Annotated in this window: 19 protein-coding genes and 1 pseudogene; 16 read left to right on the top strand and 4 right to left on the bottom strand. The window is 63.4% G+C overall.

Going from position 1 to position 22013, the window contains the following annotated elements:
* Positions 1–39: 39 nt before the first annotated feature.
* A complete protein-coding gene (locus tag AC1DUU_RS04810; RefSeq protein WP_476782278.1) occupies positions 40–1011 on the top strand; it encodes a complex I NDUFA9 subunit family protein in 972 nt (323 codons plus the stop codon).
* 825 nt (positions 1012–1836) lie between these two features.
* On the opposite strand, the gene AC1DUU_RS04805 is transcribed toward AC1DUU_RS04810, so the two are convergent.
* Complete coding sequence (locus AC1DUU_RS04805) at positions 1837–2943, bottom strand: zinc metalloprotease HtpX (protein WP_476782277.1); 1107 nt, start codon at positions 2941–2943, stop codon at positions 1837–1839.
* A 216-nt stretch (positions 2944–3159) separates the two neighbouring features.
* Between AC1DUU_RS04805 and dnaK the strand changes: the two genes are divergently transcribed.
* From dnaK to AC1DUU_RS04770, 7 genes are all read left to right on the top strand, one after another.
* Positions 3160–5082 (top strand): molecular chaperone DnaK, encoded by a 1923-nt coding sequence (gene dnaK / locus AC1DUU_RS04800; protein WP_476782276.1) that lies wholly within the window; start codon positions 3160–3162, stop codon positions 5080–5082.
* Positions 5083–5281: 199 nt separating this feature from the next.
* Positions 5282–6415 (top strand): molecular chaperone DnaJ, encoded by a 1134-nt coding sequence (gene dnaJ / locus AC1DUU_RS04795; RefSeq protein WP_476782275.1) that lies wholly within the window; start codon positions 5282–5284, stop codon positions 6413–6415.
* 99 nt (positions 6416–6514) lie between these two features.
* Complete coding sequence (gene pmtA, locus AC1DUU_RS04790; RefSeq protein WP_476782274.1) at positions 6515–7120, top strand: phospholipid N-methyltransferase PmtA; 606 nt, start codon at positions 6515–6517, stop codon at positions 7118–7120.
* A 119-nt stretch (positions 7121–7239) separates the two neighbouring features.
* Positions 7240–7938 (top strand): orotidine-5'-phosphate decarboxylase, encoded by a 699-nt coding sequence (pyrF, locus tag AC1DUU_RS04785; protein WP_476782273.1) that lies wholly within the window; start codon positions 7240–7242, stop codon positions 7936–7938.
* Between the two features lie 23 nt (positions 7939–7961).
* Entirely contained in the window at positions 7962–8249 is a 288-nt protein-coding gene (locus tag AC1DUU_RS04780; protein WP_476782272.1) for a DUF1330 domain-containing protein, read from the top strand.
* A gap of 290 nt (positions 8250–8539) precedes the next feature.
* Positions 8540–9811, top strand: coding sequence for a polyhydroxyalkanoate depolymerase (locus AC1DUU_RS04775; protein ID WP_476782271.1), 1272 nt, complete (start codon positions 8540–8542; stop codon positions 9809–9811).
* 207 nt (positions 9812–10018) lie between these two features.
* Entirely contained in the window at positions 10019–10645 is a 627-nt protein-coding gene (locus AC1DUU_RS04770; protein ID WP_476782270.1) for a transglutaminase-like cysteine peptidase, read from the top strand.
* 249 nt (positions 10646–10894) lie between these two features.
* Here AC1DUU_RS04770 and AC1DUU_RS04765 read toward each other — a convergent pair whose 3' ends face one another.
* Positions 10895–12427, bottom strand: coding sequence for a YifB family Mg chelatase-like AAA ATPase (locus AC1DUU_RS04765; RefSeq protein ID WP_476782269.1), 1533 nt, complete (start codon positions 12425–12427; stop codon positions 10895–10897).
* 254 nt (positions 12428–12681) lie between these two features.
* Here AC1DUU_RS04765 and AC1DUU_RS04760 point away from each other — a divergent pair, with 254 nt between their 5' ends.
* Entirely contained in the window at positions 12682–13740 is a 1059-nt protein-coding gene (locus AC1DUU_RS04760) for a diguanylate cyclase domain-containing protein (protein WP_476782268.1), read from the top strand.
* 36 nt (positions 13741–13776) lie between these two features.
* Positions 13777–14012: pseudogene (locus AC1DUU_RS04755) on the top strand (hypothetical protein); the annotation flags it as partial.
* Here the strand turns inward: AC1DUU_RS04755 and AC1DUU_RS04750 are convergent.
* Both AC1DUU_RS04750 and gshB read right to left on the bottom strand, forming a co-directional pair.
* Positions 13987–14652, bottom strand: a complete 666-nt coding sequence (locus AC1DUU_RS04750) for an NYN domain-containing protein (protein ID WP_476782267.1) — start codon at positions 14650–14652, stop codon at positions 13987–13989. The pseudogene AC1DUU_RS04755 and the gene AC1DUU_RS04750 sit on opposite strands and share 26 nt — an antisense overlap.
* Positions 14653–14979: 327 nt before the next feature.
* Positions 14980–15921 carry a glutathione synthase gene (gene gshB, locus AC1DUU_RS04745; RefSeq protein ID WP_476782266.1) on the bottom strand — a complete coding sequence of 314 codons (942 nt, stop codon included), beginning with the start codon at positions 15919–15921 and terminating at the stop codon, positions 14980–14982.
* 303 nt (positions 15922–16224) lie between these two features.
* On the opposite strand from gshB, the gene AC1DUU_RS04740 reads away from it, so the two are divergent.
* From AC1DUU_RS04740 to AC1DUU_RS04715, 6 genes are all read left to right on the top strand, one after another.
* Positions 16225–17568 (top strand): putative bifunctional diguanylate cyclase/phosphodiesterase, encoded by a 1344-nt coding sequence (locus AC1DUU_RS04740; protein ID WP_476782265.1) that lies wholly within the window; start codon positions 16225–16227, stop codon positions 17566–17568.
* 127 nt (positions 17569–17695) lie between these two features.
* Positions 17696–18463 carry an SDR family NAD(P)-dependent oxidoreductase gene (locus AC1DUU_RS04735; protein WP_476782264.1) on the top strand — a complete coding sequence of 256 codons (768 nt, stop codon included), beginning with the start codon at positions 17696–17698 and terminating at the stop codon, positions 18461–18463.
* Positions 18460–19407: a 2-dehydro-3-deoxygalactonokinase gene (locus AC1DUU_RS04730; RefSeq protein WP_476782263.1), complete on the top strand. Its 948-nt coding sequence runs from the start codon at positions 18460–18462 to the stop codon at positions 19405–19407. The genes AC1DUU_RS04735 and AC1DUU_RS04730 overlap by 4 nt, the downstream gene beginning before the upstream one ends.
* Positions 19404–20039: a 2-dehydro-3-deoxy-6-phosphogalactonate aldolase gene (locus tag AC1DUU_RS04725; protein ID WP_476782262.1), complete on the top strand. Its 636-nt coding sequence runs from the start codon at positions 19404–19406 to the stop codon at positions 20037–20039. Before AC1DUU_RS04730 ends, AC1DUU_RS04725 begins: the two co-directional genes overlap by 4 nt.
* A 1-nt stretch (position 20040) precedes the next feature.
* Complete coding sequence (locus AC1DUU_RS04720) at positions 20041–20910, top strand: SMP-30/gluconolactonase/LRE family protein (protein WP_476782261.1); 870 nt, start codon at positions 20041–20043, stop codon at positions 20908–20910.
* 137 nt (positions 20911–21047) lie between these two features.
* Positions 21048–22013, top strand: a 966-nt coding sequence (locus AC1DUU_RS04715; RefSeq protein WP_476782260.1) for a D-alanine--D-alanine ligase family protein, incomplete at its 3' end; no start/stop codon positions are given.

Genomic DNA, 22013 nt, shown 5'->3' with positions numbered 1-22013 from the left:
GCTACATCCCATGCCCCTTTTTGGCGACCGGAGCCAGCGATGACCGAAATTCTGCAGACCCCTGAACTTGTGACCGTATTTGGCGGCTCCGGCTTCCTTGGCCGCCATGTCGTACGGGCGCTGGCTCAGCGTGGGTATCTGGTGCGGGTCGCCTGCCGTCGCCCCGACCTCGCCTTCCACCTGCAGCCGCTCGGCAATGTCGGCCAGATCCAGCCGGTCCAGGCCAATTTGCGCGTACGCTGGTCGGTCGACCGCGCCGTCCAGGGCGCATCGCATGTCATCAATCTCGTCGGCATCCTGCATGAAAGCGGACGGCAGCGATTCTCGACTGTGCACGAATTTGGCGCCCGCGCCGTTGCCGAAGCCGCGCGCGCGGTCGGCGCCTCACTGACGCATGTCTCGGCGCTCGGTGCCAATGCCCATTCCGAGTCCGTCTACGCCCAGACCAAGGCGCGTGGCGAAAAGGCCGTTATGGACACCGTGCCGGACGCGGTCATCTATCGCCCGTCGATCGTCTTCGGACCTGAGGATGGCTTCTTCAACCGCTTCGCCAACATGGCCCGTTTCTCGCCGGTGCTGCCGCTCATCGGCGGCGGCGAAACCCTGTTTCAGCCGATCTATGTCGGCGACGTTGCCGAAGCCGTTGCGCGTGCCGTCGACGGCAAGGTCGAGCGCGGCTCGACCTATGAACTCGGCGGGCCGCAGGTGCTGAGCTTCAAGCAGTGCATGGAAGAGATGCTCGATGTCATCGACCGCAAGCGCATCCTGATGCCCATGCCATGGTGGGCGGCAAACCTTCAGGCCTCCGTGCTCGGCCTGTTGCCCAATCCGCTTCTGACCAAGGACCAGGTCATGCTGCTGCGCTCCGACAATATCGTGTCGAAGGCAGCACAAGACGAGGGCCGCACCATCGCCGCTGTCGGTATCGCACCCAAGTCCACCGCCTCGATCCTGCCGAGCTACCTCTGGCGCTACCGCTACGCCGGCCAGTTCACCCGCCGGGAAGCCTGAGCGCGAACCGAGGGCGCATGGGCGCCCTCGCCGCCCTCCTGCCTTCTCGTCGTCGCCAGTGCCTTCACCTCGGCGCTGGCCGCCGCAATCGGCTTCAGCGCGACCTCCGTCGCCTTGGCCCGCACTTATTCAGCGCCACGCTCGCTTTCGCGCCTGGCCTTTGTCAAAGAACACTCCCTTTCGGGAGGTAGTTCGGGAAGCGGGGCGCGAGGCCGTGCCTTCCGATTGATAATATGTGGCGCGACGTTCGCGCCCCGCTCGGTGTTCTTGCCCCGCTCAGTCGCCTCGGCTTTCACCGCCAGCCGCCGCAAGGCCCGGGCTTGGGGGCTCATCACCCAGCAGGAGATCCGACCTCCTGCCAGCCCGGCACCGGCGCTTCCCCCCGAGCCCGGTGCGCACCGGGGTCCCGTGGAAGATCGCGAGATAATGATACGGGAGGTTTTGCAGGGCGTGGAGAAATGCGCGTGGCTATCCACGGTGGTTGCTGACAGTTGGTGACAGTTGAGGGTGCCTTATGAGGCAAATCCCATAGGTCGTGTTCCTTCGCACCCCCCTCTGGCCTGCCGGCCATCTCCCCCACAAGGAGGGAGATCACGCCTTCATCGGTGCCGCGTCTAGTCGCCAACATCGCAAGGTTTAGCCCTACGATGGTGGCGGATGAGCGCCGCCGGCGACGAGACTAATCTCCCTCCTTGTGGGGGAGATGGCCGGCAGGCCAGAGGGGGTGCGAAGGATCGAGACCGGCAAAATTAAGATTCAGGAGCGCTAAGGCGCTCCAAAAAATCTCCAATCGTAGAAAACCTCTCCACGTCCGACCTCAAGCCCTCACCACCACACTCCGCCGCGCGTGACACGGATGCGCGGGCGGCCACCATCGGGCGGGTTGAGCGGTGCGTCGCTGGCTGGTCGGGTGTCGTCGGCGAAATCGGTGTTGGCGGCGGTGATGTAGGCGCGCGCGCCGTGCGGCAGATAAGTGCCGGGATGGGCGCGAATCTTGGGGATCATCGAGGGGCGTGGGGCGGGCGGAACGGTGCCGCGGGGCACAAGCTCGTCTGATATCTCGGTGCTCCTGAGCGCCTTGAGCCGGGCGATGCGCGTTGCCGTCAGAGGATGGCTGCGCAGCACGGAGGGGTCGGGAATGCGGCCGCTCGGCAAAAGGATGTTTTCCCACAAGCGGCCTTGGGCGCGCTCGAGCTTGGTCAGGGCTGAAGYGAGCCCGTCAGGGTCGCCGGTCAAGGCCGCAGCCCCCAGATCGGCATCGAATTCGCGGGTGCGCGRCAAGGCCATCTGCAACAGCCCGCCGACCGTGGGCGCGGCAAGCAGCACCAGAATAGCCAGCCAGGGCACCTGGGGGCGGAAACCGCCTGCCACGCCGAAGAGATTGAAGAACAGCGAAAACAGGCCGACCGTCGACATGAACGAGGTGAAGCGCGACACCATGTCGGCGAAAGCCATGACCTTCACGTCTTCATGGGCGATGTGGCTGATTTCGTGCGCCAGAACACCCGCCAGCTCACGCGGCGTGAGCGTGCGGGCCAGCGCGTCGGTGACGGCGATGGCGGCATCGTCGCGGCGGCCGACCGCAAAGGCGTTCATCATCTTGGAGGGGATGACATAGAGCTTCGGGATCGCCGGCAACTCGGCGCGGCGGGCGAGCTCCTCGACGATGCGGAAGCCAGCGGGGAAATCGGCAGGCGCCACCTGCTGTGCCTTGTACATGGACAGCACCATTTGCGGGCTGACGCGCCGCACCGCCCACATCGACAGCACGCCGAAGACCAGCGCATACAGGATGCCGGTGCTGCCGGCGAAAGCCCAGGCGGTGACGGCGAGCAAAAGCAGGCTGCCGGCTCCGAGGAGCCAGGTTTGCAGCGAATTGAGYACGCGATTGCGCCGGTGCGAGAGCAGGTTGATGGAATGTGGCTCGCTCATACATGGTATATGAGCTTGCCACAGGCTTTTGCCGAGTCCCGCGCGAAGGAAAGTTGCAGAACGCTTGCGCTGCCAGAAGCCTGTTCTTATATACGCCGCAACACCGCTTCGGCCCGGAAAACCGGTGTCCGGAGCGGAATTTCTTGTGAACAGGGGCTTTCGTTGGAACGCCTTTATGGGTCCAGACAGCCTGCTTAGCGGAGAGAAGATATAAAAATGGCAAAAGTTATCGGTATCGACCTGGGAACGACCAATTCCTGCGTCGCCGTCATGGACGGCAAGGACGCGAAAGTCATCGAGAATGCGGAAGGTGCGCGCACGACCCCTTCCATCGTCGCCTTCAGTGGTGACGGCGAGCGTCTCGTCGGCCAGCCGGCCAAGCGCCAGGCGGTCACCAATCCTGAAAACACGGTTTTTGCGGTCAAGCGCCTGATCGGCCGCCGCTATGACGATCCGGTCACCGCGAAGGACAAGAAGCTTGTCCCCTACGAGATCGTCAATGGCGACAATGGCGACGCCTGGGTTGAGGCTGGCGGCAAGAAGCAGTCGCCCAGCCAGATCTCGGCGATGATCCTTCAGAAGATGAAGGAAACGGCGGAAGCCTATCTCGGCGAGAAGGTCGAAAAGGCCGTCATCACCGTTCCGGCTTACTTCAACGACGCCCAGCGCCAGGCGACCAAGGACGCCGGCCGCATCGCCGGCCTCGAAGTGCTGCGCATCATCAACGAGCCGACCGCAGCAGCCCTTGCCTATGGCCTCGACAAGACCGAAGGCAAGACCATTGCCGTCTATGACCTTGGCGGCGGTACCTTCGATATTTCCGTGCTCGAAATCGGCGACGGCGTGTTCGAGGTGAAGTCGACCAACGGCGACACCTTCCTGGGCGGCGAAGACTTCGACATGCGCCTCGTCGAGTATCTGGCGGCCGAGTTCAAGAAGGAACAGGGCATCGACCTGAAGAACGACAAGCTTGCCCTGCAGCGCCTCAAGGAAGCTGCCGAAAAGGCCAAGATCGAGCTGTCGTCCACCACGCAGACCGAAATCAACCTGCCCTTCATCACCGCCGATGCCACGGGTCCCAAGCACCTGACGCTGAAGCTTTCGCGCGCCAAGTTCGAGCAGCTGGTCGACGACCTCGTCCAGCGCACGATCGAGCCGTGCAAGGCAGCGCTCAAGGATGCCGGCCTCAAGGCGGGCGAGATCGACGAAGTGGTTCTTGTCGGCGGCATGACCCGCATGCCCAAGATCCAGGAGATCGTGAAGCAGTTCTTCGGCAAGGAGCCGCACAAGGGCGTCAACCCCGATGAGGTGGTTGCACTTGGTGCCGCGATCCAGGCCGGCGTGCTGCAGGGCGACGTCAAGGACGTGCTGCTGCTCGACGTGACCCCGCTGTCGCTGGGCATCGAGACGCTGGGCGGCGTGTTCACCCGCCTGATCGAGCGCAACACCACGATCCCGACCAAGAAGAGCCAGGTCTTCTCGACGGCTGAGGATTCCCAGTCGGCGGTGACCATCCGCGTCTTCCAGGGCGAGCGCGAAATGGCGCAGGACAACAAGATGCTCGGCCAGTTCGATCTTGTCGGCATTCCGCCGGCACCGCGCGGCGTGCCGCAGATCGAAGTGACCTTCGACATCGACGCCAACGGCATCGTCAACGTCTCGGCCAAGGACAAGGGCACCGGCAAGGAGCACCAGATCCGCATCCAGGCATCTGGCGGCCTGTCGGACGCCGACATCGACAAGATGGTCAAGGACGCCGAGGTGAATGCTGACGCCGACAAGAAGCGTCGTGCGCTGGTCGAGGCGCGCAACCAGGCCGAGAGCCTGCTGAACAGCAGCGAAAAGTCGCTCAAGGAGTATGGCGACAAGGTCACCGAGGCCGACCGCACCGCGATTTCTGACGCGATCGCGGCACTCAGGACCGCCACCGAGAACGACGACGTCGAGGCGATCAACGCAAAGTCGCAGACGCTTGCCGAAGCTTCGATGAAGCTTGGCCAGGCGATGTACGAGGCTTCGCAGCAGGAAGCGGCTGAATCCGACGCTGCTGCCGATGCGGCCAAGGACAGCGATGTGGTCGACGCCGATTTCGAAGAAATCGACGAMAACGACGACAAGACCAAGAAGAAGTCGGCTTAAGTGCCCATTTCGCGGCTCTGACAAGAAAGCCCGGCGGTTTGGCCGGGCTTTTTTGCAACCCGAACCGAAAAAATGCGGCGAAGGCCGCGCCAACTCTGGCATCGCGGCTTCCGGCTCACTAAATCGGAAGCCTGTCGTCAGACAAGAACCGGCCAAGCAATGCCACACACGACATTGAGCATCCGGGCAGCGGGAAGACATGAAAGCTGATTTCTACGAGACGCTGGGCGTTCAAAAGGGCGCTGACGAGAAGGAGCTGAAGTCGGCCTTCCGCAAGCTTGCCATGCAGTTCCATCCCGACCGCAATCCGGGCGACGATGCGTGCGAGCACAAGTTCAAGGAAATCAACGAAGCCTACGAAACGCTGAAGGACCCCCAGAAGCGCGCCGCCTATGACCGCTTCGGCCATGCTGCCTTCGAAAATGGCGGCATGGGCAATGGCGGCGGCCAGGGCTTTGGCGCCGGCGGATTCGCCGACATCTTCGAGGACATCTTCGGCGACATGATGGGCGGCGGCCGTCGCCGCTCGTCGGGCGGGCGCGAGCGCGGTGCCGACCTGCGCTACAACATGGAAATCACGCTGGAAGAGGCGTTTGCCGGCAAGACCGCGCAAATTCGCGTACCGAGCTCGATACTGTGCACCGAATGCGCCGGTTCCGGCGCCAAGGCCGGCACCCAGCCGGTGACCTGCTCGATGTGCCAGGGCCACGGCAAGGTACGCGCGAGCCAAGGATTCTTCTCCATCGAACGCACCTGCCCGCAGTGCCAGGGCCGCGGCCAGACGATCAAGGACCCGTGCGGCAAGTGCGCCGGACAGGGCCGCGTCACCGAAGAGCGTTCGCTGTCGGTCAACATTCCCTCGGGCATCGAAGACGGCACCCGCATCCGCCTTGCCAATGAAGGTGAAGCCGGCATGCGCGGCGGCCCCTCGGGCGACCTCTACATCTTCTTGTCGGTCAAGCCGCACGAATTTTTCCAGCGCGACGGCGCCGACCTCTATTGCAAGGTGCCGATCTCGATGACCACGGCAGCCCTTGGCGGCTCGTTCGAGGTCGCGACGCTCGACGGTACCCAGACACGCGTGAAGGTGCCTGAAGGCACCCAGAACGGGCGCCAGTTCCGGCTCAAGGGCAAGGGCATGCCGATCCTGCGCCAGCCGCAGGTCGGCGACCTCTATATCCAGACCGCGGTCGAGACACCGCAGAGCCTGACCCGACGCCAGCGCGAGCTGCTCGAAGAGTTCGAAAAGCTGTCTTCGACCGAGAATTCGCCGCAATCGAGTGGCTTCTTCTCGCGCATGAAGGACTTTTTCGAGTCCTTCGGGGACAAGTGAAAATTGTTTCTGCCGTAACGGAAATTGAGCCAGCTTTCCGCTTGCGCTGGGCCACTTTGCTGTTATTTCTCGCGCTGCAGCGGTGAGGAGATCGAAGCGATGCCACGCGGTTCTGGATTGCGCAAAACCCTTGCGGCCAAGTTCGACGACGAACTGAAGTTCTTCAAGGGCTGGATCGACAAGCCGAAGGCAGTAGGGTCGATCGTGCCGACGAGCTCGGTCACCGCCAAACGCATGGCTTCGGTCGTCAACCCGCATTCGGGGCTGCCGGTTTTGGAAGTCGGTCCCGGTACCGGTGTCATCACCAAGGCGATCCTGGCCCACGGCGTGAAGCCCGAAGACCTCTACACGGTTGAATATTCGGCCGATTTCGTCCAGCACCTGCGCAGGCTCTATCCGCGCGTCAATGTCATTGAGGGCGACGCCTTCGACCTCGACAAGACGCTCGGCGACAAGAGAGAGCTGATTTTCGATTCCGTGGTTTCCGGCGTGCCGCTGCTCAACTTCCCGGTCGCGAGCCGCGTCGCCTATCTCGAAGGTCTGCTCAAGCGCATCCCCGCAGGCCGGCCTGTGGTCCAGCTTACCTACGGGCCTAAATCGCCGATCCCGCCGGGGCTCGGCAACTACACTGTCGAGCATTTCGACTTCATCATCCGCAATATCCCCCCGACGCAGCTTTGGGTCTATCGCCGCGCAAAGCACTGACCGGCCTGCTTGATTTGAAGGGCTGATCGCTCCTATACCCGTCGCCATGATGTTGAGCGCGCGCCAGTTGGGCGTGCGACAGGATGACGGGCGGCCTTGCTGTCGAGGAGGCACTAATCATGACAATCGAAGCGATGCGCGACCGGCTGATCGTCGGGCTCGACCTGCCGACCGTCAAGGAGGCGGAAAAGGCGGTGCGCGACCTCGAAGGTACCGCCAATTTCTACAAGATCGGCTACCAGCTGGCCTTTGCCGGCGGGCTCGATTTCGCGCGCGAGCTGGCGAGCGGGGGCACCAAGGTGTTCCTCGACATGAAGCTGCTCGACATCGACAACACGGTGGCCAAGGGCGTCGAAAACATCGTCAAGATGGGCATGACCATGCTGACGCTGCATGCCTACCCCAAGGCGATGAAGGCGGCGGTGGAAGCAGCCAAGGGCAGCGAGCTGTGTTTGCTTGCAGTGACCGTGCTGACCTCGATGGACGAGCAGGACATGATCGATGCCGGCTACGAGTATGACCCGCATACGCTGGTGCTGCGCCGCGCCGAACAGGCGCTCAACGCCGGCATGGGCGGCATCGTCTGCTCGGCCAGCGAAGCCCAGGCTGTGCGCCGCATCGTCGGCCCCGATATGGCCGTGGTGACGCCGGGCATCCGCCCCGCGGGCTCCGACCGTGGCGACCAAAAGCGCGTCGTGACGCCCGCGGATGCCATCCGCAACGGCTCGAGCCATCTCGTCGTCGCCCGCCCGATCGTCGGCGCTGTTGACAGGCGGGCTGCCGCACAGGCTATCCTGCAAGAGATGGCTTCGGCCTGAAGCACGGCGTCGGGGAGAAAATCATGACCAAGGGATATTGGATCGCACGCGTCGATATACGCGACCCCGAGGGCTACAAGGGTTATGTCGCCGCCGCAAAGCCGGCCTTTGAACGCTTCGGCGCCAAGTTCATCGCCCGTGGCGGCGCCCATGAGGCAGTCGAGGGGCCAGGCCGCGCCCGCAACGTCATCATCGAGTTCGCCTCGATGGAAGACGCGCGCAACTGCTACTTCTCGCCGGAATATCAGCACGCCAAGTCGATCCGCCAGCAATTCGCCGATGGCGAGATCATGCTGGTCGAAGGCGCCTGATCCCATCAGACCGCCTGACTTGCCAATCCTCCAGGGCCTTGCTGGCCCCGGAGGGCTTTGCTGCGCGTGGAAAACTGATTCGCCGAAATGTTGCGACGCACAACGTCAAGGGCTGCCGATGCTGAGCCGGCGGCGCCGTTGGAAACGGTTTTTCAACAGCTTGGACTAAAGAATGACCCTATTTCACGCCAAGTGAGATATTGCATCGCAGCAGATGTTTGTTACCTTCGCTGCATTGCATGACGGGCCTCCGGCCGGCTCGCCTCCCCGCATGGCCGTATGAGGACATCATGTTTTACCAGCTTTATGAATCGACCCACGCGGCGTTGCAGCCGGCGCGCGCTTATGCCGATGCGGTCAAACTGTTTTATTCCAACCCGCTGAACCCGTTTTCGCACATGCCGCTGGGCCGCTCGGTAGCGGCGATGGCCGAGCTGTTCGAGCGCACCACGCGCCGCTATGKCAAGCCGCAATTCGGCCTCGACAAGACTGTGGTCAACTTCCAGCCGGTGGCGGTGACCGAGAAGGTCGCCTGGTCGCGGCCGTTCTGCAACCTGATCCGCTTCGAACTCGCGCTGCCGGAAGGGCGCCGCCCCGATCCCAAGCTTTTGATCGTGGCGCCGATGTCGGGCCACTATGCGACGCTGCTGCGCGGCACTGTCGAGGCGATGCTGCCGCATGCCGACGTTTACATCACAGACTGGGCCGATGCGCGCATGGTGCCGGTGACCGAAGGCAAGTTCGATCTCGACGACTACATCGACTATGTCATCGACATGTTCCATGCGCTCGGGCCGGACACCCATGTCATGGCGGTGTGCCAGCCTTCGGTGCCGGTGCTGGCGGCAATCGCGRTGATGGAAGCGCGCGGCGACCGCTTTGCGCCCTCGACCATGACGCTGATGGGCGGACCTATCGACACGCGCCGCAACCCAACCGCCGTCAACGAGATGGCCGAGCAAAAAACCATCGAGTGGTTCCGCGACAACGTCATCATGCAGGTGCCGTGGCCTGCGCCCGGCTTCGCCCGCGACGTCTATCCGGGCTTCCTGCAGCTATCGGGCTTCATGAGCATGAACCTCGACCGCCATATCATCGCCCACAAGGATTTCTTCATGCAGCTGGTGAAGAACGATGGCGACGGTGCGGAGAAGCACCGCGACTTCTATGACGAATATCTGGCGGTGATGGACCTGACCGCCGAGTTCTACCTGCAGACGGTCGACACGGTGTTCGTGCGCCACTCCCTGCCCAAGGGCGAGATGACCCATCGCGGTGAGCTGGTCGACACATCGGCGATCCGCAACGTGGCGCTGTTCACCGTCGAGGGTGAAAACGACGATATTTCGGGCCTCGGCCAGACACAGGCCGCGCATGATTTGTGCGTCAACATCCCTCACGACATGAAGGCGCACTACATGCAGCCGGCGGTGGGCCACTACGGCGTGTTCAACGGCTCACGCTTTCGCGCCGAGATCGTGCCGCGCATTGTCGACTTCATGACGAGTTATGGTGCCACCGCGCGCAAGGCGACAAAGCCACAGCTGGTGCGCAAGGCCTGACCACTCCGGCTTCGGCCCGGCTTCGGCATTGATCTTGTCCACAGGAGGCCCGGCGCACAACGCCGGGCTTTTGCCGTTCTGTTGCACAATTATCGCTTGGCGGCAGCGGCGGTAACCATGTCTGCAATCTGTCGCGAGCTTTGATTGACTCAGCACGCCCTACGACCTTAACGTTTTGTTAACGATGTAAAGGGGCGAGCGGGGCAGATGATTTCCGCAACAGGCGTACGGTGCGCGGCGGGGCGTACTGGTTTGTTTTTTGGGTTGGTGGCGGGCTTGGTCTTGTCCGCGGGCACGGCCATGGCGTCTCAGCCGATGGTCACCGGCGGGCTTACCTCGCAGCCGATCGGCCACTATGAATTCTGTCGCCTCAACCTGGCCGAATGCTCGATCAAGCAGCGCGATACCGGTCCCGTGCAGATGACAGGCGCGCTTTGGCGCAAGCTGGTTGCCATCAATGTCGCTGTCAACGCGGCCATCAAGCCTATGAACGACATCGACATCTATGGCCGCGAAGAGGTCTGGGCCTATCCCGACAACGGGGTCGGCGATTGCGAAGACTATGTGCTGGAAAAGCGCCGCAGCTTGAGCCGCGAAGGCGTGTCGCTGTCCAACCTGCTGATCACCGTGGTGCGCAAGCCCGATGGCGAGGGCCACGCCGTGCTGACGGTGCGGACTTCCAAGGGCGACTTCATTCTCGACAATCTGACCGACGCCGTGCGCCAATGGGACGAGACCGGCTACAGCTACCTCAAGCGCCAGTCGACGGAAAACACGGGCCGCTGGGTGACCATCCGCGAAGGCCAGCCCACGCTGGTCGGCTCGGTCAAGTAAGACCTATCCGGATCCGGCCATGCCTCGCCGCTCGTCGGCGGGCGGCGAAGCAGGCGCCATGCCGCAGCGTGGATATTTTGCGCACGCCCTGCCCCACGGCCAACGGATTGCCGCGAAGCCATGGCCACACGAAGCGTAAGGTTGTGCCGGTTACACCCAACTGGCAGGGCTGCCATCAGCTCCTCACATCGTAGATCGTCGCCTGCCGTCCTCCTCAACGCGGCAAATCTTGCGCACAGGCGCCCTCACCTACGCCGCCTGCGCCATGCGCTCCGAGGCAATGCGGTAAGAAATCGCCTCGGCAAGATGGATGCGGCCGACAGTCTCGCTGCCTTCGAGGTCAGCAAGCGTGCGCGCCACCTTGAGCACACGATGATAGGCGCGGGCGGAAAAGCCGAGCTTTTCACTGGCGTCCTTGAGTAGCGACAGCCCCGCAGCATCGGGTGTCGCGATGTCTTCGATCAGGCCGGCGGCGCATTGTGCGTTGGTAGTGGCGTTGGTCACACCGTGACGTTCGAGACGCTCGCGCTGGATCGTGCGCGCGCGGGCGACACGCGCCGCGACGTCGACACTTGCTTCCGACTTGCCGGTGCGGATCAGGTCGGAGGCAGAGACTGCCGGCACTTCGATGCGCAGATCGATGCGGTCGAGCAGCGGGCCGGAGATGCGCGCCTGGTAGTCGCTCTGGCAGCGCGTGCCGCGCAGGCAGCGATAGCCGGGCTCGCCGGCCATGCCACAGCGGCACGGGTTCATCGCCGCAACCAGCTGGATTCTTGCCGGATAGGTGATGCGGTGATTGACACGCGCGATCATGCATTCACCGGTTTCGAGCGGCTGGCGCAGGGAATCGAGCACCTGTGGGGTAAATTCCGGAAGCTCGTCGAGAAACAGCACTCCGTGATGGGCGAGCGACACCTCGCCGGGCCGGGCTCTCAAGCCGCCGCCGACCATCGCAGCCATGGAGGCCGAATGATGCGGCGCCCGGAACGGCCGCCGGTCCGTGAGCTTGCCCTCGGCCAGTTCGCCGGCGACCGAGGCGATCATCGAGACTTCGAGCAGTTCCTTGGGCGATAGCGGCGGCAGGATCGACGGCAGCCGTGCCGTCAGCATCGATTTGCCGGCACCAGGCGGACCGACCATCATCAGGTTGTGCCCGCCGGCCGCAGCCACTTCAAGCGCGCGCTTGGCGCTTTCCTGGCCCTTGATGTCGGCGAGGTCTGGCAGGTCGCGCGGCGCGGCGCGAATGCCAGGCTCCGGCCGCGACAGGACCTGCGTGCCGCGAAAGTGGTTGGCAATGGCAATCAAGCTGCGCGGCGCCAGGATGTCGATGTCTGCACCCGCCCAGGCGGCCTCAGGCCCGCTGGCCGCAGGGCAGATCAGCCCCTTGCCCTCCGCATTCGCCCCGATTGCCGCCGGTAGAGCACCTGAAACCGCCGATATGGTGCCGTCTAGGGAGAGTTCGCCGAGCACGACATAGGCGGCGAGCGCATCGCCAGGAACCGCACCGAGTGCAGCCATCAGGCCAAGCGCGATGGGCAGGTCGTAGTGGCTGCCCTCCTTGGGCAGGTCGGCGGGCGCGAGATTGACGGTGACCTTCTTGGCGGGCATCGACAGGCCCGAGGCGTGGAGCGCCGCCTGCACCCGCTCGCGGCTTTCGGCGACTGCCTTGTCGGGCAGGCCGACGATATGCATGCCGACCTTGCCAGGCGCCACCATCACCTGCACGTCGACGGGAACCGCCTCGATGCCCTGGAACGCGACCGTGCGCACGCGCGAAACCATGCTGCCCCTCCGCTCCGACGCCACCTATCCGTTGGCAGGCGCTACGCCTCACCCGCGCATTCAGGTCGTGGACGACCCAATACAAGACAAGCATAGATTGCAGGACGGCGCAAGAACAATTAGGGAACAAGCCCGCATGGCGATGAAGGCACGCTTCATTAACCTTGCTTCGCATTGCCAGCGTCCCAACGGCACCGGATAGAGAGTCTTAAGTGCTGGCGCGCTAATGTAGGACGCATCATCAGGAAAGGCGGTTGAGCTTCATCATGCAGCGGGGGGTGTTCAAGCAAAAGATCGGGCGGTTGGGCGCTCGCCGGCGGCGTGACACAGTCAAGATCGCTGAACTCAATGCCCAGTTGGCGGAGCAGGCAGCGCTCATCAGCGCCCAAGCCGCTTCGCTTACCCATAGCCAAAAAATCTTCGACAGGTCCTCGGCTGCAGCGAGGATCGGCGTTTGGCAATGCAACCTTGCCGATCAGTCCCTTCACTGGACCGATGTCGTCTACGACATCTTCGATCTGCCGCGCGGGTCGGCGATCGACCGCCGGCACACGCTTCAGTGCTATACTGCCGATTCCGTCGCGGAGTTGCACGCGCGCCGCAGCAAGGCGATCGCCGAGCGCACCGGCTTCAGCCTGGATGCGGAGATCGTCACGGTGAAGGGAAATCGCCGCTGGATACGGATCACCGCCACAGTCGAATGCGAGAATGACGTGGCGGTCCGCATCTTCGGGATGAAGCAGGACATCACCGAAGAGAAGATTCTCGGCGACCAGACGCGTTATCTCGCCGAATTCGATGTCATGACCGGTCTTGCCAACMGAAGTCAGTTCCAGTCGAGGCTGTCTGGGCTGACCGCGCAACAAACCGACTGCCCTGCCCCGTCAGCGTTGTTGCTGGTCGATCTCGATGGGTTCAAACAGGTCAATGACGGTTTCGGCCACGCCGTCGGCGACGAGTGCCTCAAGCAGGTGGCCCGGCGCCTCGACGAGGCCTGCGCCGGAATGGAGCTTGTTGCCCGGATCGGCGGCGATGAGTTCGCCGTGCTGACAAGCGCAAATCTCGATCTGGCGTCCATCTCGGAGCTTGCCCGCAAGATCATCCATAAGCTTGGTCAGCCGGTCGACCATCAAGGCAACAGCCTGAAGCTCGGCGCTTCGGTCGGCATCGCCCTGATCGAGGGCGCTACGCTGCCGGAACTGCTGGTGAGCGCCGACACCGCGCTTTACGCCGCCAAGGCGGCAGGGCGAAACACGTTCCGGATTTTCAAGGCAAGCGACGCGGCAGGCATGCAAAATCATCGGGCGGCATGAGGTGGCCGCGCCGCGCGCTGCTGCCCGTGGGTTCGCGGCAACGCCGTTGCGCTCTACTTCTGCGTCCAGAGCCTTGTCGTAGGCATCGTCGGCACGCTGGCGGTGGTGTGCTCGACGGCGCCACGGCGTGGCCGTTGGTCGCCTACCGGACAGTCATCCCCGGCGTGACGCTGGAGCGCGCTACGGCTGCTGCAGATGCGGCAGTCCGCGGCGGCACTTTCGGCTGCCCGCCGGGCTATGAACGGGCTAAACCCAAGTGGCCGGCCTGGTAATTGATACCTCGTTCGGAAGGTTGATTGTCGCCGGAAATTGGGAGTGCGCCAAATGACCAGGGCGAATCCGCAAATAGAAAGAAGCAACGTTCATCAGGCTTTGGTTCGGGTATCGCACAGGCACTAAAAGGCCCACGCGCTTACCCGCTTCCTGTACGGCAATCCGGATTGGCTCTACGAGATCGGAATCGTTTGTTATCACAACCGCCACATCGAAGGCGTCGATGAATGCGTCTCGCACCAAATGTGAACCAAGGTTCACATCGCTGCCCTTTTCTTCACTCTTGACCACTTTCACCACCGCTGGTAGCGGCATTGTCCAGTTGTAACCATTTGGCTTCGACTGAGGAGGAAGGGCGAGAGGCATCCATGGCTCTGTGATCATAAAGCTGCCTTCATGCACGGCTATCTCGGGAACTGTCGCGAGCGCATTCAAATAAGTTGCTTGCCGTGCAGGAGCTTGCGGGTCATGGGCGCGGGCTGAAACCCTCGCAATATAGTAGTTCACTCGGGTTATGACATGCCCTGGCTGCAGGACGTTTGCCGCGAGCAGAAGCGGGTTCACCCACTTCATTGAAGGGCGATCTTTCAACATTCGATAATACAGGTTGAAACCGTCGATATAGACGATGGTGCGCATCAATCACCCCTACCCTTAAAAAAGCAAAGGCCGCCAAGGAGTTCCCTCCTCTACGGCCTTTGAGCCCACAGCAAGCTGTGGGTGGGTGATGGCATATATATAGACATTGACGGCCAAAAGTCAACGTGATACCGCCGAACGAGCGGTATCACGAAGCACTGATTCTACTCCAAATCTGAAAAAATTATATTGAGGCCTTCTTAGGACTATCGTCCTTTTGTGGAGGCTGATTCGCAGTTTTCTTCAGCACACAGCCAAAAACTTCCTGGAACTGGTCTGTTTCCAGTTCGTACACTGCTTCGCGGCCCTAGGCGTGGCGCGAATTGATCAGGCCCGCTTCGCCTCCACCGCGTCCCAGAACAGGGCGGCGATATCGGCACCGCCGAACTTCTTGACCTCGCGGATGCCGGTCGGCGAGGTCACGTTGATCTCGGTCATGTAGTCGCCGATGACGTCGATGCCGACGAGGATGAAGCCGCGTTCGCGCAAAGACGGGCCGATGCGGGCGCAGATCTCGCGCTCGCGTTCGGTCAGCTCGGTTTTTTCAGCACGGCCACCGGCGTGCATGTTGGAGCGGGCATCGTGCTYGGCGGGCACACGGTTGATCGCCCCGACCGGCTCGCCGTCGATCAGGATGATGCGCTTGTCGCCCTTGCGCACGTCCTTGAGATAGCGCTGGACGATGTAGGGCTCACGGAACATCTGGCCGAACATTTCGAGCAGAGAGGAGAGATTGCGGTCGGCTTCGTGGAGATGGAAGATGCCCGCACCGCCATTGCCGTAGAGCGGCTTGACGATGATGTCGCCGAACTCCTTGCGGAAGGCAGCGACCTCTTGCGGATCCTTGGTGATCAGCGTTTCCGGCATCAGGTCGCCGAATTCGGTGACGAAGATCTTTTCGGGGCTGTTGCGCACCCAGGCAGGGTCGTTGACGACCAGCGTCTTGGGGTGGATGCGCTCGAGGATATGGGTGGTGGTGATGTAGTTCATGTCGAAGGGCGGGTCCTGGCGCAGCAGGATCACGTCCATCTCGGAGAGGTCGGTGCGCACCGGCTCGCCCAGCGTGAAGTGATCGCCCTTGATGTCGCGCACTTCGAGCTTTTCGACGCGGGCGAAGACCTTGCCGTCGCGCAGCGACAGCCGGTCGGGGGTGTAGTGATATAGCTCGTGGCCGCGCCGCTGTGCCTCCAGCGACAGCGCAAACGACGTGTCGCCGGCGATCGAGATGGTTTCGATGTGGTCCATTTGGACGGCGATCTTGAGCGGCATGGAGGTCTCCGGCGCGGCTGGCAGGTGGCAATCGCACGCCGCCGGTTGCCCGGCCACGCGCTGGTGTGACGAGGATGTAGCAATTTGGCGGCCGTATGCAATGGCGGGGCAGCGTTGTGGCGCTGAGATGAGGCCCGAAATGACACCGAAATCACCGATTGGCGCGGCAAAACCCGCCACCTGTGAAACCGGTTTCGACGCGATGTCGAAATCCGGACGGACAGGCAAATTGAATACAATTCCTAAACGCTTTGCTGGCAGGGTCCTGCAACGATTCAAACTTGAGCAGAACAGAGACCAAGCATGTCATTCGGCGTCAGCCATTCGGACCGGGACACGTCGGATCTGGCCTTCACCGACGCCTTGACCGGGCTCGGAAACCAGCGCCGCTTCTTCGACAAGGTCGAGCGGCTGATCGGCGACCGCGCCGAGGACCCTGCCCCGTTCACCGTCGGCATTCTCGATCTCGACGGCTTCAAGCCGATCAACGACCTATTTGGCCATCGCGCCGGCGACGATATCCTGATCCAGGTCGCAATGCGCCTGCAGGCTGCTTGCGAGGGCCATTCGGCCGTGGCGCGCATCGGCGCCGACGAATTCGCCTTCCTCTATCCTCTGGTATTCTCAGAGGATGCCGCCGCCGAAAAGGCGCGCATGCTGATCGAAATCCTGTCGGCACCCTACGATGTCGGCGAGCGCACGGCGCGCCTGTCGGCCTCTGTCGGCTGCTCCCTGTTTTATTCCGCCGACGACAACACCGAAACCCTGGTGCGCAAGGCCGAGACCGCGCTCTACCACGCCAAGCGCTCCGGCCGGGGTCGGGTTGTCGTTTACACCCGCGAGATGGAAGAAGCGGCCAAACGCGTCACCCGCATCGAGCAGGCGCTGCGCCGCGCCGTTGCCGCCGGCGAGGTCGCCCCGCATTTCCAGCCGATCGTCGACCTCAACACCCGCCGGACCATCGGTTTCGAAGCACTTGCCCGCTGGACCGACCGCGATCTCGGTTCGGTTTCGCCGGCCGTCTTCATCCCGATCGCCGAAGAGCGCGGCATCATCGGCCCGCTATCGCAGCTGGTGCTGCGGAAGGCTGCGGAAGCGGCGCGCAGTTGGCCAAAAGACATGTTCCTGTCGTTCAACCTGTCGCCGTCGCAGCTTGTCGACCAGAATACCGGGTTGCACATTTTGTCGATCCTTGAACGCACCGGTTTTGATCCACGCCGTCTTGAGATCGAGATCACCGAAACCGGCCTGATGACCGATCCCGTCTCGGCGGCGAAGATCGTCGAGGATCTCCGGCGCGTCGGCATTCGCGTGTCGCTCGACGATTTCGGCACCGGCCAGTCGTCGCTGGGGCGCTTGCGCGAGTTCCGTTTCGACAAGCTCAAGATCGACCGCGCATTTGTCGCTTCGATCCTGGAGGATCGGCCGTCGGAGCACATCATCCGCGCCATTCTGGCGATGTGCGAGGGTCTCGGCATGGACGTGGTTGCCGAAGGCATCGAGATGGAGGCACAGGCAGAACGTCTGGTGCAGTTCGGCTGCGCCGGCGGCCAGGGCTATCTGTTCGGCCRTCCGGCCGACGCCGACGCGACGCTCGGCTATCTCCGCGAATCCCATCGCGGCGCAGCCTACGCCCGGGCGATCTGAGCGCGCCTTGCCGGCGTAAGATCAGCCGCCGGCAATATGCAAAATCAGGTTCCCCTTTGTCGCGCCGCGATCTAAAAAAGTGGCGCTCCGCCTGGTCGGACAACAAGCGTGATTGTGGGAATGGATCATGATGCCATCGGCGCGATTTCCTGACCTTGAAGGCCGATCGGTGCTCATCACCGGCGGCGGCTCCGGCATCGGCGCCGCGCTGACCGAAGGCTTTGCTCTCCAAGGCGCCAAGGTTGCCTTCGTCGACATCGCGGAAAAGCCGAGCCGGGAGCTTTGCGACCGTGTTGAACTGGCGACCGGCAACAGACCTCTGTTCCTGCGCGCCGACCTGCGCGACATCGATGAATTGCGCAGCGCGGTGGCTGCCGCTGTCGACGCGCACGGGCCGGTGAAGGTGCTGGTCAACAACGCCGCCAATGACGAGCGCCACGAAGTCGCCGACGTCACGCCCGAAAGCTGGGACGCCAACCAGGCGGTAAACATCAGGCCGCATTTCTTCACCATCCAGGCGGTAGCACCTGGTATGGCGGCCGCCGGCGGCGGCTCGATCATCAATTTCACCTCGACCTCCTACATGCTCAACATCGGCACCATGCCGGCCTACACGGCGGCAAAGGCCGCGATCGTCGGACTGACCAAGGGGCTTGCCGGCCGCTATGGCCCTGACAGGATCAGGGTCAATGCGGTGGCGCCGGGCTGGGTGATCACCGAACGCCAGCGCGAGCTGTGGGTCACCGAGACCTCGCTCAACGAACACATCGCCCGGCAGTGCATCCCCGACATGATGCTGCCCGAAGACATGGTCGGCACGGTGCTTTTCCTGGCATCGGACGCTTCGAAAATGCTGACGGCGCAAACGCTGATCGTCGACGGAGGAATTTTGTGAGCGCAACATCCAAGGCGGCGATTGCCGCAGTCGACTGGGGCACGACGCGGCTGCGCGTCTGGCTGCTCGATGCTACGGGCGCGGTGGTCGACGAACGCCGAAGCGACGAGGGCTTGCTCACTGCCCAGCACAAGGGTTTTGCCACAGTGCTCGACCGCCATCTCCAGGAGATGAACGCGCCATCCGGGTTGCCCGCAATCGTCTGCGGCATGGCCGGTGCGCGCCAGGGTTGGTTCGAAGCGCCTTATGTCGATGTGCCGGCCTCGCTTAGCGACATTCTTGGCGCGGCCGTGCCCGTCCCCGGTGTCGGCCGCGACGTCCGCATCGTGCCGGGGCTTGCCCAGCGCAATGCGCGCACGCCCGACGTGATGCGCGGCGAAGAGACCCAGCTTGCCGGCGTCGCCAGTCTGATCGGATCGGGCAGCCACCTCGTTTGCATGCCAGGCACGCATTCGAAATGGGTCATCGCCGAGGCCGGCGCGATTTCGGGCTTCGGCACCTGGCCGACCGGCGAGATGTTTTCGGTGCTGTCTCAGCATTCGATCCTGCGCCACTCGATCGGCGACAAGCCGGCTGCGGTTGCTCCTGACAATCAGGTGTTTCGCGACTGGTGCCAGGAGGCGCTGTTCGACGGCGACATCGGCGCCAAGCTGTTTGGCATCCGTGCCGCGGGGCTGTTGAACGGGCTGAGCCAGGACGATGCGGCGGCGGCACTTTCGGGCATGCTGATCGGTGCCGAGATCGCCTCGGCTGTCAGGCGTTTTGGCCGGCGCGGCGCACCTGTGATTCTCGTCGTGTCGGGATCGCTGGGCAGGCTCTACGCCGAAGCCATGGCCCTCGACGGCATCGCGGTGACGATCGCCGATGCGGATCAAGCCGTGCTGGCAGGCCTGGTGGCGGCGGCACGGCGCAACAAGATGTTATCAGAGGGAGCAGCCCAATGACCATGACAGCGCCCTTCCCCAGACTTGGCCGTGGACTGGTCGCCATCCTGCGCGGACTGAAGCCAGAGGAAGCGCTCGATATCGGCCGCGCGGTCTTCGACGCCGGCATCGAGGCGATCGAGGTGCCGCTCAATTCGCCAGATCCGTTCCGCTCGATCGAGCTGTTGGCCAAGGCGCTGCCGCAGGCGCTGGTCGGCGGCGGCACGGTGGTGTGGGCCAAGGATGTCGACCGGCTCAACGACGCCGGCGGGCGCCTCCTGGTCAGTCCCAACATCGATGCCGAGGTGATGGGCCGCGCAGCCGTGCACAAGATGGTGACGATGCCCGGCGTGTTCACGCCGACCGACGCGTTTCTGGCGCTACGGCTTGGCGCATCGGCGCTGAAGTTTTTCCCGGCAAGCGTGCTCGGCACCGGCGGCATTTCAGCGATCCGCGCGGTGTTGCCGAAGGAGACGCAGGTCGGCGTCGTCGGCGGTGTGTCGGAGGCCGATTTCGCGGCCTATGCCAAGGTCGGCGTGCAGCTGTTTGGCCTCGGCTCCAGCCTCTACAAGCCCGGCATGGCTGCTGCCGATGTCGGCGCACGCGCGCGGGCCGCAGTGGCCGGCTGGGATGCCATCGGCGAGGGAGCGTGAGATGGCTACTGTGATCCTGTCCGACGAAGCTTGCGAACTCGGCGAGGGGCCGACCTACGATCCCGCCACCGACACGCTTTACTGGTTCGACATCCTAGCGAACCGCATGCTGGAAAAGAAGCTGGCGAGTGGCGCAACCAAGGTGCACCTGTTTAGCGAACGGGCAAGCGCTCTCGCCACGATCGACGGCGAACGCCAGCTGCTTTTGACCGAGACCGGCCTGCATATCCGAGATGCCGCGACCGGCAAGCTGAGCCTGCATATGTCGGTCGAGGCACCCAACCCGGCGACGCGTTCCAACGATGCGCGGGTCCATCCGTGCGGCGCCTTGTGGTTCGGCACCATGGGCAAAAAGGCCGAGGCGGGAGCAGGCGCCATCTACTGGTATTTCCGTGGCGAGCTCAGGCTGCTGTTCCCAGCGATCAGCATCCCCAACTCGATCTGCTTCAGCGCCGACGGCAAGACCGCCTATTACAGCGATACGGCGACCAACCTGCTCTATCGCCTGGACTGCGATCCCGACACCGGCCTGCCGCTGGGCGACCCCAAACTGTTTGTCGATCGCCGTGGCGACAGGGGCGGCATCGACGGCTCCGTGGTCGACCGCGACGGCGTGCTGTGGAACGCGAGCTGGGGCGGCGGCCGCCTGGATGCCTATGCACCCGACGGCAGCGTGCTGCGCTCGGTGCCGGTGCCGGCGTCGCAGGCGTCATGCCCAGCCTTCGTCGGTGCCGCCGCCGACCGGCTGGTGGTGACCTCGGCCTGGGAAGGAATGGATCAAGCCGCGCGTAGCGCCGACCCGCATGCCGGCAAGACCTTCCTGCTCGATATCAAGGTCAATGGCCGCCACGAGCCCAACGTTCTCATCTGAGATTTGCCACCAAGGCTGTCGCCCAGGCGATGGCAACAGGTCGGTTTTCCGGCAAGCCCGGCGCTGGCTTGATGCGATTGTCGGGCGATGCCAGCGCTCCCATGCGTCGGCGCGCATGACAGCAGGACAATCGCCCGATGACCGGACAGAGACCGACGCTTATCCTTGTCCATGAACCGGAGAGCGCCTGCCTCGACAGGCTTTTAGCCGATGGTTTTGCCCGCAAGGCGGCGACTGAGATATCATCCTATCTGGCGCAGTCGACCGATCTGGCGCCCGAATTCGGAGCGCTCGCTGAGGCCTGCGCGCGACGCGGCTTTGATTTTCGTGCCGTCGAGCTCGACGACGCGGCAGAGGCCCTCGCGGCCTGCGACCGCAAGACAAGCCTTGTCTGGACGCTGACCGACGGCATCGCCTATTTTCGCGGTGGTGCAGCACCTGCGCTCGCGCGCCTCAATGGGCTCGCCACCATCGGCGCCGACGATTCCTTGTTTGCGCTGTGCCAAGACAAGTTCCGCGCCGGTGCGGTGCTCGCAGCACTCGGCCTGCCGGTGCCACAGGCGGGGCTTGCACGCGGCGGGAAATGGCTGGTCGGACCACCGGTCTCGTCCTCAGGCTATTTCGTCAAGCCGAACCGGCTTGGCGCCAAGATCGGCATATGGGAGGATTCGCGCTGCCGCATGGCAGAAGAAGCACTTGTGCTCGGTCGACGGGTGTTCGACGCCTATCGTGACGACGTCATCGTGCAGCCCTATGTGGCCGGCCACAACGTGCGGGCGAGTTTTCTCGCGGTCGACCCCGATGCCGGGCCGGAAGCGCTGGGCATCGTCTTTGTCGATTCAGGCGGCGATTTCCAGACCATGGCCGACAGCATGGCGCTTTACGGCGATACCGGCGCGGCCGCCAAGGGTGCTGGCCACTATGCCGAGCCGGAATTGGTGAGTGTCGCTTCGGTGCAGCCGGGCGCGGCCGAAAGCATCAGGCAGATCGCGGCGAAGCTGATGACCGGGCTTGGCCTGCGAGACGTCTTTTCGCTCGATTTCCGGGTGGAGACCGACGACACCGTGCATCTCATCGAATTCGAGGTCTGCCCTGGCCTGCCC

It is taken from the genome of Aminobacter sp. P4_H6_2, assembly GCF_056400805.1.
Note: the sequence above shows the minus strand (reverse complement) of the source record. Positions and strands in the feature narration are given on the sequence as shown.